Origin of the sequence: Streptantibioticus silvisoli, assembly GCF_027947535.2 — a bacterium.
Lineage (GTDB): Bacteria > Actinomycetota > Actinomycetes > Streptomycetales > Streptomycetaceae > Streptantibioticus_C > Streptantibioticus_C silvisoli.
In genome coordinates, this window is record NZ_JAAGKO020000043.1 from 26,219 (window position 1) to 43,298 (window position 17,080).

Annotated in this window: 11 protein-coding genes and 1 other RNA gene; 10 read left to right on the top strand and 2 right to left on the bottom strand. The window is 74.3% G+C overall.

Going from position 1 to position 17,080, the window contains the following annotated elements:
* Positions 1–111: 111 nt before the first annotated feature.
* Positions 112–1,233, top strand: a complete 1,122-nt coding sequence (locus POF43_RS25120) for an acyltransferase family protein (protein ID WP_271316263.1) — start codon at positions 112–114, stop codon at positions 1,231–1,233.
* Positions 1,234–1,254: 21 nt separating this feature from the next.
* On the opposite strand, the gene POF43_RS25125 is transcribed toward POF43_RS25120, so the two are convergent.
* Positions 1,255–4,599 (bottom strand): FtsK/SpoIIIE domain-containing protein, encoded by a 3,345-nt coding sequence (locus POF43_RS25125; protein ID WP_282704767.1) that lies wholly within the window; start codon positions 4,597–4,599, stop codon positions 1,255–1,257.
* A 405-nt stretch (positions 4,600–5,004) separates the two neighbouring features.
* Here POF43_RS25125 and POF43_RS25130 point away from each other — a divergent pair, with 405 nt between their 5' ends.
* From POF43_RS25130 to POF43_RS25145, 4 genes are all read left to right on the top strand, one after another.
* Positions 5,005–6,774: a serine/threonine-protein kinase gene (locus tag POF43_RS25130; RefSeq protein ID WP_282698982.1), complete on the top strand. Its 1,770-nt coding sequence runs from the start codon at positions 5,005–5,007 to the stop codon at positions 6,772–6,774.
* Between the two features lie 374 nt (positions 6,775–7,148).
* The gene (locus POF43_RS34985; RefSeq protein ID WP_308217302.1) at positions 7,149–9,392 is read left to right on the top strand and encodes a protein kinase domain-containing protein; all 2,244 of its coding nucleotides are present in this window, start codon (positions 7,149–7,151) and stop codon (positions 9,390–9,392) included.
* 23 nt (positions 9,393–9,415) lie between these two features.
* Positions 9,416–10,522, top strand: coding sequence for a peptide chain release factor 2 (gene prfB / locus POF43_RS25140; protein ID WP_271315426.1), 1,107 nt, complete (start codon positions 9,416–9,418; stop codon positions 10,520–10,522).
* 307 nt (positions 10,523–10,829) lie between these two features.
* A complete protein-coding gene (locus tag POF43_RS25145; protein WP_271323881.1) occupies positions 10,830–11,816 on the top strand; it encodes a hypothetical protein in 987 nt (328 codons plus the stop codon).
* A 185-nt stretch (positions 11,817–12,001) separates the two neighbouring features.
* Here the strand turns inward: POF43_RS25145 and POF43_RS25150 are convergent, their stop codons facing one another.
* Positions 12,002–12,193 (bottom strand): hypothetical protein, encoded by a 192-nt coding sequence (locus POF43_RS25150; RefSeq protein WP_271315428.1) that lies wholly within the window; start codon positions 12,191–12,193, stop codon positions 12,002–12,004.
* Between the two features lie 294 nt (positions 12,194–12,487).
* Here POF43_RS25150 and ftsE point away from each other — a divergent pair, with 294 nt between their 5' ends.
* From ftsE to ssrA, 5 genes are all read left to right on the top strand, one after another.
* On the top strand, positions 12,488–13,177 hold the full coding sequence (gene ftsE / locus POF43_RS25155) for a cell division ATP-binding protein FtsE (protein ID WP_271315429.1): 690 nt from the start codon (positions 12,488–12,490) through the stop codon (positions 13,175–13,177).
* A 45-nt stretch (positions 13,178–13,222) separates the two neighbouring features.
* Entirely contained in the window at positions 13,223–14,140 is a 918-nt protein-coding gene (ftsX, locus tag POF43_RS25160) for a permease-like cell division protein FtsX (protein ID WP_271315430.1), read from the top strand.
* A 57-nt stretch (positions 14,141–14,197) separates the two neighbouring features.
* On the top strand, positions 14,198–15,562 hold the full coding sequence (locus POF43_RS25165) for a S41 family peptidase (RefSeq protein WP_271323880.1): 1,365 nt from the start codon (positions 14,198–14,200) through the stop codon (positions 15,560–15,562).
* 18 nt (positions 15,563–15,580) lie between these two features.
* Positions 15,581–16,060 (top strand): SsrA-binding protein SmpB, encoded by a 480-nt coding sequence (smpB, locus tag POF43_RS25170; protein ID WP_271315432.1) that lies wholly within the window; start codon positions 15,581–15,583, stop codon positions 16,058–16,060.
* Positions 16,061–16,366: 306 nt separating this feature from the next.
* Positions 16,367–16,748, top strand: a transfer-messenger RNA (tmRNA) gene (gene ssrA, locus POF43_RS25175).
* Positions 16,749–17,080: the final 332 nt, after the last annotated feature.

A 17,080-nucleotide genomic window follows, 5' to 3' on the forward strand; every position in this document is an offset into this window, starting at 1 on the left:
GGGATATCCAGGCATTGGCCCCTTTTCTCCCGATCGACAACGTCACTCTTCGGGATGAAACGGGCACGGCGGCTGATGGATCACCAACGCTTTCTGGTTAGCGTCGATCCGGTGAGTACAGCGACGACGACGGATCAGGCGGCCCCGACCGCGGTGCGGGACGCGGCCGGGGACGACGGCGCGCCCCGCTCGGGCGCGACCGCCCCGCCCGGTGCGAGACGGGCCCGCCCGGCCCGGGACCCGTTCTTCGACAACGCGAAGTTCCTGCTCATAGTCCTCGTCGTCATCGGCCACAACTGGTTCCCGCTCATCGCCCACTCACGTGACGTCAAGGCCGCGTACCTGGTCGTCTACTCGTTCCACATGCCGGCGTTCATCCTGCTCAGCGGCTACTTCTCCCGCAGCTTCGACGCCCGCCCGCAGCAGGTGCGCAAGCTCGTCAAATCGGTCCTCGTGCCGTACTTCATCTTCCAGGTCGTCTACCTCTACGTCGTCGCGCGCACCGACCGCACGTCGTTCACGTTCGACCTGACCGCGCCCAGCTACCTGTGCTGGTTCCTGCTGGCGCTGTTCGTCTGGCGGCTCAGCACCCCGGTGTGGCGGGCGCTGCGGCACCCGGTGGCGGTCGCCGCCGTCGTATCGGTGTGCGCCGGTCTGATGAACGCCACCTGGGACTTCTCGCTCGGCCGCATCCTGCAGTTCCTGCCGTGGTTCGTCCTGGGCCTGGTACTGCGCCCGGAGCACTTCACCCGGCTGCGCGCCCGCCCGGTCCGGATCGCGGCCGGCGTCGTCATGCTCGCCGCGCTGCCGATCGCCTACCTGATGGCGCCCGGCACCAACGCCGACTGGCTCGACATGGAGTACGGCGTCAACCACTTCGCCGGCACCGGCGACCTGCGCTACATCGCGGTGCGGCTCGCGCTGTTCGCGGTCAGCGCGGTGCTGGCCGCCGCCGCGCTGGCGCTGGTGCCCGGCCGCCGGGTGTGGTTCACCGCGCTCGGCGCCCTGACCATGTACCCGTACCTGCTGCACGGCCTGGTGGTGAAGGTCGCCGAACGCCTCGGCGTGCACAGCGCCGCCGCGGCCGGCGGACCGCTCGCCGCCCTGGCGCTCACCGCCGGCGCGGTCTGCCTGGCGCTGCTGCTGACCACCCCGCCGGTACGCGCCGTCGCCCGCTGGGCCGTCGAACCCCGCATGCCCCACCCGCGCCGCGCGCCGGCGCCCGGCCGCTGACCCCGGCGCGCCCGGCCCCGCTCAGGGCGTGTCGGCGGCCCGCTGCAAGGCGCTGGCCAGCAACGCCAGGTCCGTCGGCCCGTTGCCCAGCTCACGCAGCGGACGCCGGGCCGGCGGATCGCCCATCCGGTCCCACTCCAGCGCCACCACCGTCGGGCGCAGCGTCGCGGTGCGCGGGATGCGCCCGCTGACCCGGGCCGCCTGGAACGCGGTCACCGCGCCGCCCGGCCGCCGCAGGTAACCCCGCCCCGGCAGCCCCTCGTCCAGCCCCGCCGCGTCCTCCACGTGGACCAGCAGCGCGGCCGACTCCGGGTCCTCGGTGCGCAGCGCGATCCGCAACCGGGCCAGCCCGTCGGCGTCGGAGCCCGCGGTCCGCTCCGGCCGCCCGGTCGCGGCCACCAGGTGCACCCCCAGCGCCACCCCGGCCCGGGCCACCGCCTCCACCGCCCGCACCACCGAACCGGCGGCCGGCCGGCCGGGCGCGCCCAGCGCGGGCGCGGTCAGCGCGTCGAAGTCGTCCACCACGACCACCAGCCGCGGCAACCCGGCCTCCGGCCGGTCCAGCGTCCCCACCGCGCCCGGGTCCGGCGCCGGCCGGTCGCCGTCCCGGCCGGGAACGGCCGCGCCGGGCTCCGCCGCGGCCCGCCCCGCCCGGCGCCCGGCGTGCCAGGCGTCGAACGTCGTACCGCCCAGCACCTCCTCACGCCGCTTCAGCTCCGCCGTCAGCGCCTGCGCGAACTCCCGCATGCGCACCGGGTCGGACGCCGCCAGATGGCCCCGCACGTGCGGCAGGTCGGTGCAGATGCGCAGCCCCTCCCCGCGGTCCGCCGCGCCGTCCACCAACAGCATGACCAGGTCACGCGGTGCGGCCGCCGACGCCATCGCCGCCGCCACCGACCGCAGCAGCTCGGTCTTGCCGGAGCCCGCCGCACCGCCCACCAGCAGGTGCGGGCCCTCGATCGACAGGTCCACCGCGACGGGGCCGTCCGCACCGGTGCCCAGCACGGCCACCGGCCCGGCCGACTCCGCCGACCAGCGTGCCGTGACCTTCGCCGGGGTGGCCAGCGCCAGGTCGAGGGCGTCCAGCAGCCGCGCCGTCTCCGGCAGCGCGCCGCGCGACCGCCGCCCGCCGCCGTCCGCCTCACGCAACGGCGCCAGCGCCCGCCCGAACCGCTCCGCCCAGGCCGCCGACACCGCGTCCACCACCGCGTCGGCCGGCCCGTCGGGGTCCAGGGCCAGCGCGGTCGCCACGTCACCGTCCAGCCGGGCGTGCGCACCGCAGGTGGCGGCCGGCCGCTCGTCCGGGCCGGCCAGGCACAGCAGGTGCACCCCGGCGCCCGGCCCGGCCTGCGCCAGCCGCTCCAGCGACTCGCGCAGCCCCGCGGAACCCGGATCGCCGTCCACCACCACCAGCGTGCGGGTGGCCGGCGCGGCCGTCTCGTCCAGCCGGCGCAGCAGCTCGCCGATCCGCGCCTCGGCCTGGTCGCGGTCGAACGCCACCAGCAGCCGGCAGTCCTGGCCGTGCGCCGGACGCAGGTGCGGCAGCCAGTTCAGCCACGCCCACTCCTGCGCCCTGGCGTCGGCCGGCCGGGACCGGTCCGCGGCGACCAGGACGACCTCCAGCGTGCCGGGGGAGTGCAGCGCGCACAGCTGCGCCACCACCGCGCGGGCCAGCCCCGACAGCCGCGGCCGGGGCCCGGACAGCGCCAGCGAGCCGGTCCGGCGCAGGTCCACCGCGACCGGCACCGAGGGCAGCACCCCGTCCCCGGCCGCCAGGTCCGCGGTGCCCAGCCGCACGGTGAACGCGTCCGGGTGCCGCGGTCCGCGCTCCCACAGCCGCGGCCCGGGGCCCAGCGCGGTCACCAGCACCGCGGCCGGGTCGGGCAGCCGGTGGCGCAGCGCGGCGGCCTCGGCCGCCGCCCGCTCCGAGCCCGCCCGCTCCACGCCGACCCGGGCACCCGGCCTGGCCTGCGCGATCCGCCGGGCCCAGGCGCCGATGGCCCGGCCCGCGGTACGCCCGGCGACGGTCTCGTCCCCCGCGGCGTCCGCCGGTCCGGCCGGCCGCGCGGCCGGTGAGCGGTCCCGGGCGGTGGGCCACGCGCGGTCCGCGTCGAGCCGTTCGCCGTCGCCGGCCGGTGGCGGGGGGACGGCGTCGTGCGTCCGCCCGGGCCCGCCGGGGGCCTGCTGCCCGGGCGCGGTCAGCTGATCCGACCACGGCGCCCGGGGCTGCGGTACGACCTGCTCCGCGCCGGCCGCCGGGCCCGCCGGGGCCGGCCCGCCCTCGCGCGACAGCGTCACCCGCAGGTGCCCTTCGGCGTCCGCGACGATCACCGGCCGGGGCAGCGGGGTGCCGGAGGCGGGGGTGGGGGTGCCGCTGTGCCGGGGGGAGGGGTGGGAGGCGTCTGCCCGAGCGCCGGTGGCGTTCGTCGCACCGGCGCCGGACCGGGTGGCGGTCATCCCACGGGTGTTCATCGCACCGGCGTCCATCGCACCGGAAGCCCCGGCACCGGAAGCCCCGGCGCCGACCGCTCCGGCGCCCATCGAACCGGCGCCCCCTGACCCGGCGCCGACCGCCCCGGCATCCATCGATCCGGCGTCCATCGCCCCGGCGCCCGACCCGCCCCCCGCGAAGGCCCCGCCCGCGGAACCTCCGCCGCCGGCGTACGCCCCGCCTCCGAATGCCCCGTCCCAGAACGCCCCGCCCGCGTCCGTCCCGTCCGCCATACCGCCGCCGGCGCCGTCCGTGCCGCCGGTGCCGTTCGCCCACGCCGGTTCCAGGATCAGCGTCGACTCGCCGATCCGCAGCAGCGCCCCCGGGGGGAACGGCACCGGGGCCGGGCCGATCGGGCGGCCGTCGAGGCTGGTGCCGTTGGTGGAGCCCAGGTCGGCGACCTGGGCGTGCCGGCCGTCGGGGTCGACGGTGACCGCGCAGTGCAGCCGGGAGACGTCGGGGTCGTCCAGCGGCACGTCGGCGTCGGCGGACCGCCCGACCCGTACCGGACCGCCCTGGAGCAGGTGCACCCCGCCGGCGTCCGGTCCGCCGGTGACGTGCAGCCGGACCGCGCCCGGCAGTGCGTGCGGATCAGCGGGGGGAAGGCCGCCGGGGCCCTCGCCGTCGGGGGCGCGCAACGCCAGCACCGCGCCCTCCACCAGGGGCGGGACGCCCAGCACCGTCTCGGGCGCCAGCCGGTCGGCGCCCGCGTAGAGCGTCACCGCCGGGCCCGGGGAACGGCCGGGCTGGCCGGCGCCCACACTCGTCGCCAGCGCGCCCGCCACCGCGCCGAGCGCCGTACCCGTGGGGGCGGTCACCAGCACGTCGCAGGCGCGGGTACCGCGCGGCCCGAGGACCGTCAGCCGGATCTGCATCGTCGTCCGCGTCCCTTCTCCCCCCGGGGAAGGCGGCCGGGAACGCGCCCCCGCCGCCTGGTCGGAACGCATCCTCCCATCCGCGCCCGGCCGTTCGCCCCCGGTATCGCAATAGTCGATCTTGACCGGCCGCTCCCGGCCCCCGCCACCGGCCGCTCCCCGCCTGCGCCACCGGCCGGTCCGCGGGCGGGTCGCCGGACGCTCGCCGGGCGGCCCGCCCCCGCCGTCGCCCCCGCCGTGCGCAAGCCCGCCGACCGGCGCGCGAGGCAACCAAGCCGTGCCCGGCGGCGTCTTCGTCAGCGGGCGCCCGGCGTTCCGGCCGCCCGCCACCGCCCCGCACTACAGTGGGGCGGACGGCCCGGCACCGGTGCCGTGGACGGGACGATCGACTGGGAGCCGATGGACGTGCGGCCGGTTGGCAGCAAATACCTGCTGGAGGAGCCGCTCGGACGGGGAGCCACGGGCACCGTCTGGCGTGCCCGGGTACGTGAGGCGACGGACCCGGCCCCGGGTGCGGCCTCCCGGCCCGGCGAACTGGTCGCCATCAAGATCCTCAAGGAGGAGCTGGCCGGCGATCCCGACGTCGTCATGCGCTTCCTGCGCGAGCGGTCGGTGCTGCTGCGGCTGACCCACCCCAACATCGTGCGCACCCGCGACCTCGTCGTCGAGGGCGACCTGCTCGCGCTGGTGATGGATCTGGTGGACGGTCCGGATCTCCACCGATATGTGCGCGAGCACGGCCCCTTCTCCCCGATGGGCGCCGCCCTGCTCACCGCCGCGGTCGCCGACGCGCTCGCCGCCAGCCACAAGGACGGCGTGGTCCACCGCGACCTCAAGCCCGCCAACGTGCTGCTCGCCGCGAACGCCGACGGCACCGAGATGCACCCGATGCTCACCGACTTCGGCATCGCCAGGCTCGCCGACTCGCCGGGCGTCACCCGCACCCACGAGTTCGTCGGCACACCCGCCTACGTCGCGCCGGAGTCCGCCGAGGGCCGCCCGCAGACCTCCGCGGTCGACGTCTACGGCGCCGGCATCCTGATCTACGAGCTGGTCACCGGCCAGCCGCCGTTCCGCGGCGACAGCGCGCTGGAGGTGCTGCACCAGCACCTGAGCGACGAGCCGCGCCGCCCGTCGACGGTGCCCGACCCGCTGTGGACCGTCATCGAGAGCTGCCTGCGCAAGGACCCGGCGCGGCGGCCCAGCGCCGAGAGCCTGGCCCGCGCGCTGCGCGTCGTCGGCCTGGGCATCGGCGTGCACGCCAGCCCGGCCGCCGCCGAGGCCGCCCTCGGGGTCGCCGCCCTGCTGGTGCCCGACCACGACCCGGCCCGGGTGCCCGGCACCGGCTCGGGCGCCGGGCCGGCCGGCGCGCGGTCCGACGCCGCCCCCACCCAGGTACTGCCGACCGGCAGCCGCCCGCCCGGCGGCTTCGGCGACGCCGACCCGTTCGGCGAGCGCCGCACCAGCCAGAACGTCTCGCCCGCCCGGCACGACCCGAACGCCACCACCAGCGCCATGCCGCCGGCCGGCCCGCCCCCCGGCGGTTCCGACGTGCCCGGCGGCACCCGGGTCATGCCGCCGGTGCCGCCGGGCACCCCGGCCGGCGGTCAGCAGACGCCGCCGGCCGGCTCGCACCCGTGGCAGTCGCAGCTCGACGCCGCCCGCAGCCGCAACGAGCAGACCGAGATCTCCTACGTCGACCCCGCGCAGGACCCGCTGCGGCACCGCCCGCACCGCCGCCCGGGCCAGCCCGAGCAGCCGCAGCAGGGGCAGCAGCGGCCGCAGGGGTCCCCGCGGCAGCCGCAGCCGTACCAGCGGCAACAGCCGCAGCCGTACCCGCAGCAGCAACAGCACTACCCGCAGCAGCAGCCGCGCTACGCCGAACCGCAGCCGAAGCGCCGCCCGGAGCCCGCCCGCCCCGAACGCGAGCCGGCCCAGCGCCGCGAGCCGCGCCCGCGCACCCCGATGCGCATCCCGGGCGCCGGCTGCCTGAAGGGCTGCCTGTTCGTGATCCTCATACTCGTGGTGATCTTCATCCTGGTGTGGAACTTCACGCCCGTCCCGGAGTGGATCGCCGACGGCAAGAGCTGGTACCAGGCCATCTCCAGCTGGACCAGCTCCGCCTGGCACTGGATCTCCGCCCTCGGCAACGGTTCGTCCACCGGCGGCAACTGACCCCGTCCCCGGCGTTCCCGGCTCCCCGGCGTCCCCGCGTCCTCGGTGCCGCCGGGGTCGGCCGGGGTCCGCGGTCGCCGTGCGGACCGTCCCGGGGGTCGGCTCGCGAAGGTCGGTCCGCCGGCCGTACGGACCGACCCGTGAAGGTCCGATCCGCGCTCCGCGAACCCCGCGCGGACCCCCTCGCGGGGGGCCGGATCGTGCTCCGCGGGCCGCGATGTGGGCGACATGTCGACTTCTCGGGGGTGATTTCCCGCGCAGAAGCCGCACTCACCACCCGCCGGTGCTTCCAACGAGCCGTCACCCGCGTAGTTTTGTCGCCAGCGCATTCCCCAACTACCCGTCGCACCACCGCCGGACGAGTCGGAGCAGCCTTGGCACGGAAGATCGGCAGCCGCTACACCGCCGAGCGGGTCCTCGGTCGGGGGTCCGCGGGCACGGTATGGCTGGGCGACGGCCCCGAAGGCCCGGTCGCCATCAAACTGCTGCGTGAGGACCTCGCCTCCGACCAGGAGCTCGTCGGCCGGTTCGTCCAGGAGCGCACCGCGCTGCTGTCCCTGGACCACCCGCGCATCGTCGGCATCCGCGACCTGGTCGTCGACGGCTGCGACCTGGCCCTCGTCATGGACCTGGTCGCCGGCTGCGACCTGCGCTCCCGGCTGGAACGCGACCGCCGCCTCGCCCCGGCCACCGCCGTGGCCATCGCCGCCGACGTCGCCGACGCGCTCGCCGCCGCCCACGCGGCCGGCGTGGTGCACCGCGACGTCAAGCCGGAGAACGTCCTGCTGGACACCGCCGCCCCGGCCGGCCCCGGCGACGCGCCGCCCGCGCTGCTCACCGACTTCGGCATCGCCCGGCTCGTCGACTCCCCGCGCCGCACCCGGGCCACCCGGATCATCGGCACCCCGGACTACCTCGCCCCGGAGATCATCGAGGGCCTGCCGCCGCGGGCCAGTGTCGACATCTACGCGCTGGCCACCGTGCTGTACGAACTGCTGGCCGGATTCACCCCCTTCGGCGGCGGACACCCCGGCGCGGTGCTGCGCCGGCACGTCACCGAGACCGTCACGCCGATCCCCGGCCTGCCCACCGCGCTGTGGCAGCCGCTGGCGCAGTGCCTGGCCAAGGCCCCCGCGTCCCGGCTGACCGCCGTCGAGCTCGGCCAGCGGCTGCGCGACCTGCTGCCGCAGCTGGCCGGCCTGCCGCCGCTGGAGATCGCCTCACCGGACGACGACCAGGACGACGACGACAGCGACGACGTGCGGGACACCGGCCGGCCACCGGCCGGCCACCCGGCCGACCGCGACCCGGCCGCCCGGCCCGGCGCCGCCAGGGACACCGCCGCGGCTCCGGCCGTCCGGCGCGGCGCGGTGCCGCTGGTGCGCGCCGCGGCGCCGGACTCCAGCCGCGAGACGCACACCAGCATCAAGCTGCCCTCCGCCGAGGAACTGGCCGCCTACCCCGGCGCCCGGCGCACCGACGGCGCCCCGAGACCGCCGGCCGACGACGAGGGCCGGCACCGCGCGGAACCCGAGCCGGTGCCGCGCCGCCGCCGCTTCAAGCTGGTCGCCGCCGCGGCCGCCGCCGTGGTCGCCGCGGGCATCGGCGGCTGGGCGGTCGCCGGTGGCAGCGACGACGGCAAGTCCAGCAGCCGCGAGGACCACGAACCGCCCGGCGACCACGCCCACGACTCGGCCACCCCGACCGCGCCCACCGCGGACGCCCCCGCCCCGCAGGGCAACATGGGCACCCCGGCCGCCGCCGTCCTGCCGCACTGGTCCGCCTTCCGCTCCGTGCCGCGCGCCCCGGTCGCGCTGACCGGCGGCCCCCGGGCGGTGCGGGTCTCCGGCGCCACCTACGTCTTCGCCCGCGGCGCCGACCAGAACATCTGGTACGTCGGCTGGAACCAGAAGGCCGACCGCTACACCTCCTGGGTGCGGCTGACCGGCATACACGTCAAGGGCGACCCGGCGGTGGTCTCCGCCCGGCCGGGCACCATCGACCTGTTCGCGGTGGGCACCGACGGCCTGCTCTACCGGCGCACCCTGACCGCGGGCGGCTGGGGGCAGTGGTTCCAGGTCGACGAGCGCACCAAGTTCGACGCCGCGCCCGCCGCCGCCTCCTCCGCGCCCGGCCGGATCGACCTGGTCGGCCGCACCGGCGGCGACCTGGTCACCGCCTCGCTGGTCGACGGCCGCTGGAACGCCTGGGCGGTGGTGCCCACCCCCGGCCGGATCACCGCGGCCCCCGCCCTGGTCTCCCGGCACGCCGACACCCTCGACGCCTTCGTGGTGCGCGCCTCCGACGGCGCGGTGCTGCACCTGCCGTTCGCCAACGGTGCCTGGCGGCCCACCCAGGTCGTCGGCCGGCTCGACGCCGACGGCCGCCCCGAGGCGGTCGGCGCCGGCGACCGGATCTACGTCGTCGCCCCGGCGCCCACCGGCGGCCTCGCGCAGGCGGTCTACGGCGACCCGGGCTGGACCCCGGCCGCCGCACCGTCGGCCGGCCGGTCCGGGCGGCCGGTGGCGCTGCTGGCCGACGGGGCCGAACTCCAGGCCTGGACCACCACCGCCTCCGGTGCGCTGGCCCACGCCACGGCCGCCGCCCCGGCGTCCTGACGCGAGCCGGTAGGCTGGGGCCCGTGGCAATCCTCGACGCATCCGAAGAGCTGAAGTCCCTCTCCTCCACCATGGAGTCGATCGAGGCCGTACTCGACCTGGACAAGATGAAGGCCGACATCGCCGACCTCGAGGAGCAGGCGGCGGCCCCGAATCTCTGGGACGACCCGGACAGCGCCCAGAAGATCACCAGCCGGCTGTCCTACCTCCAGGGCGAACTGCGCAAGACGCAGGCCCTGCGCGGCCGGATCGACGACCTGGAGGTGCTCTTCGAGCTCGCCGAGGACGAGGACGACGCCGACACCCGCACCGAGGCCGAGGCCGAGCTCGTCACCGTCCGCAAGGCGGTGGACGAGATGGAGGTCCGCACCCTGCTGTCCGGCGAGTACGACGCCCGCGAGGCGCTGGTCAACATCCGCGCCGAGGCCGGCGGCGTCGACGCCGCGGACTTCGCCGAGCAGCTCCAGCGCATGTACCTGCGCTGGGCCGAGCGGCACGGCTACAGCACCGAGGTCCTCGACACCTCCTACGCGGAGGAGGCCGGCATCAAGTCGACCACCTTCGCCGTCAAGTCCCCGTACGCGTACGGCACGCTCTCCGTCGAGCAGGGCACCCACCGCCTGGTGCGCATCTCGCCGTTCGACAACCAGGGCCGCCGCCAGACGTCGTTCGCTGGCGTCGAGGTGCTGCCGGTCGTCGAGCAGTCCGACCACGTCGAGATCGACGAGTCCGAGCTGCGCGTCGACGTCTACCGGTCCTCCGGCCCCGGCGGCCAGGGCGTCAACACCACCGACTCCGCGGTGCGCATCACCCACCTGGCGACCGGCATCGTCGTCTCCTGCCAGAACGAGCGCTCGCAGATCCAGAACCGCGCCTCCGCGATGAACGTCCTGCAGGCCAAGCTGCTGGAACGCCGCCGCCAGGAGGAGCAGGCCAGGATGGACGCGCTCAAGAGCAGCGACGGCAACTCCTGGGGCAGCCAGATGCGTTCCTACGTCCTGCACCCGTACCAGATGGTCAAGGACCTGCGCACCGAGTTCGAGGTCGGCAACCCGCAGGCCGTGCTGGACGGCGAGATCGACGGCTTCCTGGAGGCCGGTATCCGCTGGCGCAAGCAGGGCGAGAAGTAAACCCCTCTTCCCGATGGAAGTCGTTCTACTTGTGCGTGAGTTGAGCTTTTTTGTCACAGCCTGATACCCAACTGCCGGGCAAAGAGCCTCAATTCGGTCATTGAGTAGGCAATGGCCTTGACGGTGCGGCCGAAAGTGGGAAGGCTGACGCCCGGCATGCGTATGGCGGGGCGCGAGCGAGCGGGGGCGAGCGGGCCGTGTTCCTGCGGTTGACGACATTCCGCCGGGCCGCTGCTCCACCATGCTGCCTCATATTCGAGCTTGCAGCTACTGGGGGTAGTGAGTAGTGACCAACCGTAAAACTCGGGTGCGCCTGGCGCGCATAGCGGCCGGCGCGGTCTTCGCGGCCGGCGCCTCGCTGACCGCCGTGGGCACCGCCCAGGCCGTCGGCGTCGGCTCCCACAACAGCACCACGCAGACCGCGGACGACACCGCGGGTTCCTCCGACGGCGGTGGCGGCGTCCAGGGCGCCGGCGGCGGCTCCGGTGACGACGGCAACTCCACGCTGGGCGGCATCAGCATCGGCGGTGACATCAGCATCGGCGGCGACAGCTCCGGCACCACGGGCTCCGGCGACCAGGGCACCACCGGTGACGACGGCAGCTCCACGCTGGGCACCACCGGTTCCGACACCTCCGGCACCACGGGTTCGGACACCTCCGGCACCACCGGTTCCGACACCTCCGGCACGACCGGTTCGGACACCTCTGGCACCACGGGTTCCGACACCTCTGGCACGACCGGTTCGGACACCTCCGGTACCACGGGCTCGGACACTTCCGGCACGACGGGTTCGGACACCTCTGGCACCACGGGTTCCGACACCTCGGGCACGACCGGTTCGGACACCTCGGGCACGACGGGTTCCGACACCTCCGGTACCACGGGCTCGGACACCTCCGGCTCGACCGGTACCGGCACCTCCGGCTCGACCGGTACCACCGGTACCACCGGTGCCACCGGCACGTCCGGCAGCACCGGTACCTCTGGTTCCACCGGCAGCAGCGGCTCGACCGGCAGCACCGGCTCCAGCGGTTCGGGCTCGTCCGGTTCGGGTTCCTCCGACGGCGGAACCTGCACCCTGTCGCAGGACAGCGTCAACTGCGGCAACACCCCGGCGCCGGACAACAACGGCGTCCCGGAGTCCGTCGCCCCGGGCGCGGCCAAGCAGCAGCTGGCCGAGACCGGTGCCGGGGAGACGTACTTCCTGCTCATCGGCGCCGCGACCATGATCGCCGGCGGTATCGGCTTCCGCCTGATGCCCCGCCTGGTCAACCGCCGCACCGCCGCCTGACCGCTGACCCGGTCACGCTGAGTACGCGCCGCGCGCGACGAGGGCCTGGAACCGTACGCATCCGTACGGTTCCAGGCTCTCGGCGTTCGCGCGGTCCACCTGGTCCACCCGGCTCGTTCCACGGGCACACGCGTCATCCGCCGGGCACCCCGGGGCGCCCGGCTCACGTCATGCGGTGCCGGCTGCTACGCGGTGGCCTGGTGAACGACCACCACGACCGCGATCAGCGCCACCAGCAGGGCCACCAGGGTCGCGGGCGTGAGCCCGCCGAACGGGTTCTCCTGGTGAAGGCGCTCCCGGTTGGCCCGGCACACCGCGCACCGCCCCTCGGCGACGGGGCCGGCGCAGTTGGCACACACCAGTCGGTCGCACGTCATGCGATGTCCTCCTCACCCAGCTACCCAGCTCAACGCCGTCGGGCGTCCACCGGTTCCCACTGTGCCAGTATCCTGCCGATTCGGCGCGTCCCCGGACCGCGGTGCGATACCGGGGCCGCCCGCGCCGACCGGTTGAGGCGGTCTTGCGTTGTTCGTCCCCGTGTGGTGGGTGAGGAAATCCACCAACCCCATACGGCGACTGCGCGCTCATGGCCGCTTCGCGTAAGGTCGGCGCACCGGGAGAGCCGCGCGTACGGCGCTCCGTCCCCCTCCAGTCCGACTCTGGTGCGAGCTGTGATCCGATTCGACAATGTGAGCAAGACCTACCCCAAACAGAACCGTCCCGCACTCCGGGACGTGACGTTGGAGATCGAGAAGGGCGAATTCGTCTTCCTGGTGGGTTCCTCCGGCTCCGGGAAGTCGACCTTCCTGCGCCTGATGCTGCGCGAGGAGCGCACCGACACCGGCTCCGTCCACGTGCTGGGCAAGGACCTCAACCGGCTGTCCAACTGGAAGGTCCCGCAGATGCGGCGCCAGGTGGGCACCGTCTTCCAGGACTTCCGGCTGCTGCCCAACAAGACCGTGACGCAGAATGTCGCGTTCGCCCTCGAGGTCATCGGCAAGCCGCGCGCCACCATCCGCAAGACCGTCCCGGAGGTCCTCGACCTGGTCGGACTGGCCGGCAAGGACGACCGCATGCCGGGCGAGCTGTCCGGCGGTGAGCAGCAACGCGTCGCCGTGGCACGGGCGTTCGTCAACCGGCCGCTGCTGCTGATCGCGGACGAGCCGACCGGAAACCTCGACCCGCAGACCTCGGTCGGCATCATGAAGCTGCTGGACCGCATCAACCGCACCGGGACCACCGTGGTGATGGCGACCCACGACCAGCAGATCGTGGACCAGATGCGCAAGCGCGTCATCGAATTGGAGAAGGGGCGACTGGTCCGCGACCAGTCGCGCGGTGTCTACGGCTACCAGCACTGAGCCCGCCCCCAGCCGCAGCCACCACCAGAAAGGTCCCCACCTCCCATGCGCCTCCAGTTCGTCATGTCGGAGATCGGCGTCGGCCTCCGGCGCAACCTCACCATGACCTTCGCGGTGATCGTCTCCGTAGCGCTGTCCCTCGCCCTCGCCGGCGGTTCCTGGCTCGGCCGCGAGCAGGTCACCCACATGAAGGGCTACTGGTACGACAAGGTCGAGGTCTCGATCTTCCTGTGCAACAAGGTTGACGTGACCACGAGCAAGAACTGCGCCGACGGGCCGGCCACCGCCCAGCAGCGGTCCGCCATAGCGGCCTCGCTGAAGAGCAACCCGCTGGTCGACAAGTTCTACGTGGAGGACCCGGCCGAGGCGTACGTGCACTACAAGCAGCAGTTCGCCGGCCAGCCCGGCAACGACCTGCTCACCCCGGACCAGATGGAGTACTCCTTCCGGGTCAAGCTCAAGGACCCCAACAAGTTCGACGTCATCACCACCCGCTACAGCAACAGTCCGGGCGTCATACAGGTCCAGGACCAACGCGCCCTGCTGCAGAACCTGTTCGGCCTGCTCAACGGCATGACGTACGTGGCACTCGCGGTGCTCGCCTTCATGCTCACCGTGGCGATGCTGCTGATCGTCAACACCGTGCGCGTCTCGGCGTTCAGCCGTCGGCGTGAGACCGGCATCATGAGACTCGTCGGCGCCTCCGGCTTCTACATCCAGGCGCCGTTCATCATGGAAGCCGCGTTCGCCGGGCTCATCGGCGGCCTGCTCGCCTGCGGAATGCTGCTGACCGGGCGGTACTTCCTCGTCGAGGGCGGCCTCGACCTCCAGGACAAGATCAAACTGATTCAGTTCCTCGGCTGGGGCGACGTGATCCGCGTCCTGCCGCTGGTGCTGGTCGTCGGCATCCTGATGCCCTCGCTCGCCGCGTTCTTCACCCTCCGCAAGTACCTCAGGGTGTGACGCACACCGGGCGCCAACTCCCGTTGATCCGCCCGGTTCTGCCCTAGACTCCCGGACATGTCCGGCTCCACGATGTTCGGGACGCCCCGGCGGAACCGCCGCGGGCTGACCCTGACACTGGTCTTCGGCGCCGTGCTCGCGACCGGCGCCGCCACCGGCTCGTTCGGCGGCGGCCCCGGTGCGCCCGCTCCCGCCGGCCCACCCACCGTCGACCGCCCCGCCCCCGCCGCGGGTGCCTCCGGCGGTAGGTCCGGTGCGGGTGCGGGTGCGTCCGGCTCCGGTGCGGGTGGCTCCGGCGGTACGTCCGGCCCCGGTGCGGGCACTTCTGGCAGCGGTACGGGCGTTGTCGGCACCGGTGCGGGCTCCTCCGGCGCCGACACCTTCGGGACCGCCGACATCGCCTCGGCCATCGACGGCGGCCGGATCGCCCCGAGCGCGGTCTCCCGGCTGGTGACCCGCGACGGCGGACCGTGGTCGGCGTTCTACACCCCGCAGCAGTTCGAGGGCTTCCACCAGGAGCTCGACGGCGGCTACGTCGGCGTCGGCCTGTGGGTGCGCCGGGCCCCCGACGGCACGATCAGCGTCTCCCAGGTCCAGCCCGGCACCCCCGCCCGCCGGGCCGGCGTCGCCGCCGGCGACGTGCTGCGGGCCGTCGACGGCACACCGGTGTCCGGCCGGCCGGTCACCGACGTCGTCGCCCGGCTGCGCGGCGTCAACCCCGCCGACCCGGCCGACCCGGCCACCGCGCCCGCCCCGGACCCCGGCAGCGCCGTCCGGCTCGTCGTGGTCCACCACGGCCACCCGCGCACCGTCGTCCTGCGCCGCGCCCTGCTGTCGGCCCGCCCGGTCACCGTCACGCGCCCGGCGCCCGGGGTGGAGAGCATCGCGGTCAGCGCCTTCACCGCCGGCGTCGGCGGCCAGGTGCGCGCCGCGCTCGCCGGCGGCGACCACCGCGACGGCGTCCTGCTCGACCTGCGCGGCGACTCCGGCGGCCTGGTCACCGAGGCGGTCGACGTCGCCTCGCTGTTCCTGCGCGGCGGCGAGGTGGCCTCCTACGACGTCGACGGCACCCCGCACCGCCTCGACGCCCGGCCCGGCGGCGACACCGCGACCCCGCTGGTGGTGCTGGTCGACGGCGGCACGATGAGCGCCGCCGAACTGCTCACCGGCGCCCTCCAGGACCGCGGCCGCGCGGTGGTGGTCGGCTCGCGCACCTTCGGCAAGGGCTCCGTCCAGCTGCCCAGCGCCCTGCCGGACGGCTCCGTCGCCGAACTCACCGTCGGCCACTACCGCACCCCCGACGGCCACGTCGTCGACGGCCACGGCATCCGCCCCGACGTGCTGATCGCCCCCGGAAGGCCCGGTTCCGTCGCCGAACGGACCGCGATCACGGTATTGAGTGGCCTCGGCACCGCGCCTTAGTGCGACAATGACCCCGCTATGGCTAAAGAGACGGGTCGCAAGCTGATCGCGCAGAACAAGAAGGCGCGGCACGACTATCACATCCTCGACACCTACGAGGCGGGCCTGGTGCTGACCGGCACCGAGGTCAAGTCGCTCCGCCAGGGGCGTGCCTCGCTGGTGGACGGCTTCGCGCAGCTCGACGGCGGCGAGGCGTGGCTGCACAACGTCCACATCCCCGAGTACAGCCAGGGGACCTGGACCAACCACTCCGCCCGCCGCCGCCGCAAACTGCTGCTGCACCGCACCGAGATCGACAAGCTGGTCGGCAAGACGCAGGAGACCGGCCACACCCTGGTACCGCTCCAGCTGTACTTCAAGGACGGCCGGGCCAAGGTCGAGATCGCGCTCGCCAAGGGCAAGAAGGACTACGACAAGCGGCAGACCCTGCGCGAGAAGCAGGACCGCCGCGAGTCCGACCGCGCGATGTCGGCCGCGCGCCGCCGGCAACGCGCGTAGGCCGGCGGGCGGACGGGCTTCTCCGGGGGCGTGGGGTGCTTCGCGTTCCGCGGTGCGCTCTGCGTCCAGCGGTGCGTTTCGCGTCCTGCGGGTGCGTTGGTACGCCGGGACGTCGGTACGCCGGGACGTCGGTGCGTTCAGCGGCGCGCCGGTCGCCCGCCACGGCCGGCGCGTCCGTTTCGGTGCGGTACGTCACTCCCGGGGAGGACCGGCCGGGAATGCGCTGGCAGCCGACGACGTTCTTCCCGTACGATGGGACACGCATCGACCGGAGCGATCCGGCCGCGCACCTTGAGAACACCACATGGGGATGATCGGTTTCGACTGCGGTTGTCGAGGCAGAGGAAGCGAGCCGAGGAATGCGGCAATGATCTCGTAAACCACCTGTCGCAAAACAATAATCGCCAATCACAAGCGCGATTCCTTCGCCCTCGCTGCCTGATCTAATCAGCTAGCGACTCTGCGGAGTGTCAGCCCGGGACTGTTCCCGACCCGGATCCTGACATCATCAAGGGAACTAAACCACTGGGCCCGGCCACGGGGCCCGGTGGGAAATCAAACAGTGGCTGGGCCCGTCGGCAGCTTGTCCGCGTGACAGCCGGGGCCGAGAAAAGCACAGCGGACTGCGCTCGGAGAAGCTCTGGTTCCGCACCGTAGGACGCGGGTTCGATTCCCGCCATCTCCACGAATGCGATAGGCGACGTGTGCCCGCGGAAAGCGCGGGCCATGTCGCCTTCGTCGTATCTGCTCGGCTCCGCCTCGCCTGCGGGGGGCTTCGCCACCCCACACCCCCCTCGCCCCCGCTTCCGGGGGCACCCCGATCGCCCCTGCGGCGCCTTCCGCTTCTCCGGGGGCCGCTCGGCTTCGCCTTCGCTCCGGCGACGTTCCCTGGGCTTTCGGGGTCGGCCCGGTCCACTTCGCCCCGCCTGCCACCTCCCCCCGGCCCCGCTCGGCTTCGCCTTCGCTCCGGCGACGGTCCCTGGGCTTTCGGGGCCGGCCTGGTCCACTTCGGCCCGCCTT

Bases quoted from the DNA above. Each gene is read 5' to 3' on its own strand.
- smpB (WP_271315432.1), top strand. From the start codon at position 15,581: ATGGCTAAAGAGACGGGTCGCAAGCTGATCGCGCAGAACAAGAAGGCG.
- ftsX (WP_271315430.1), top strand. From the start codon at position 13,223: ATGCGCCTCCAGTTCGTCATGTCGGAGATCGGCGTCGGCCTCCGGCGC.
- POF43_RS25150 (WP_271315428.1), bottom strand. From the start codon at position 12,193: ATGACGTGCGACCGACTGGTGTGTGCCAACTGCGCCGGCCCCGTCGCC.
- POF43_RS25125 (WP_282704767.1), bottom strand. From the start codon at position 4,599: ATGCAGATCCGGCTGACGGTCCTCGGGCCGCGCGGTACCCGCGCCTGC.
- POF43_RS25165 (WP_271323880.1), top strand. From the start codon at position 14,198: ATGTCCGGCTCCACGATGTTCGGGACGCCCCGGCGGAACCGCCGCGGG.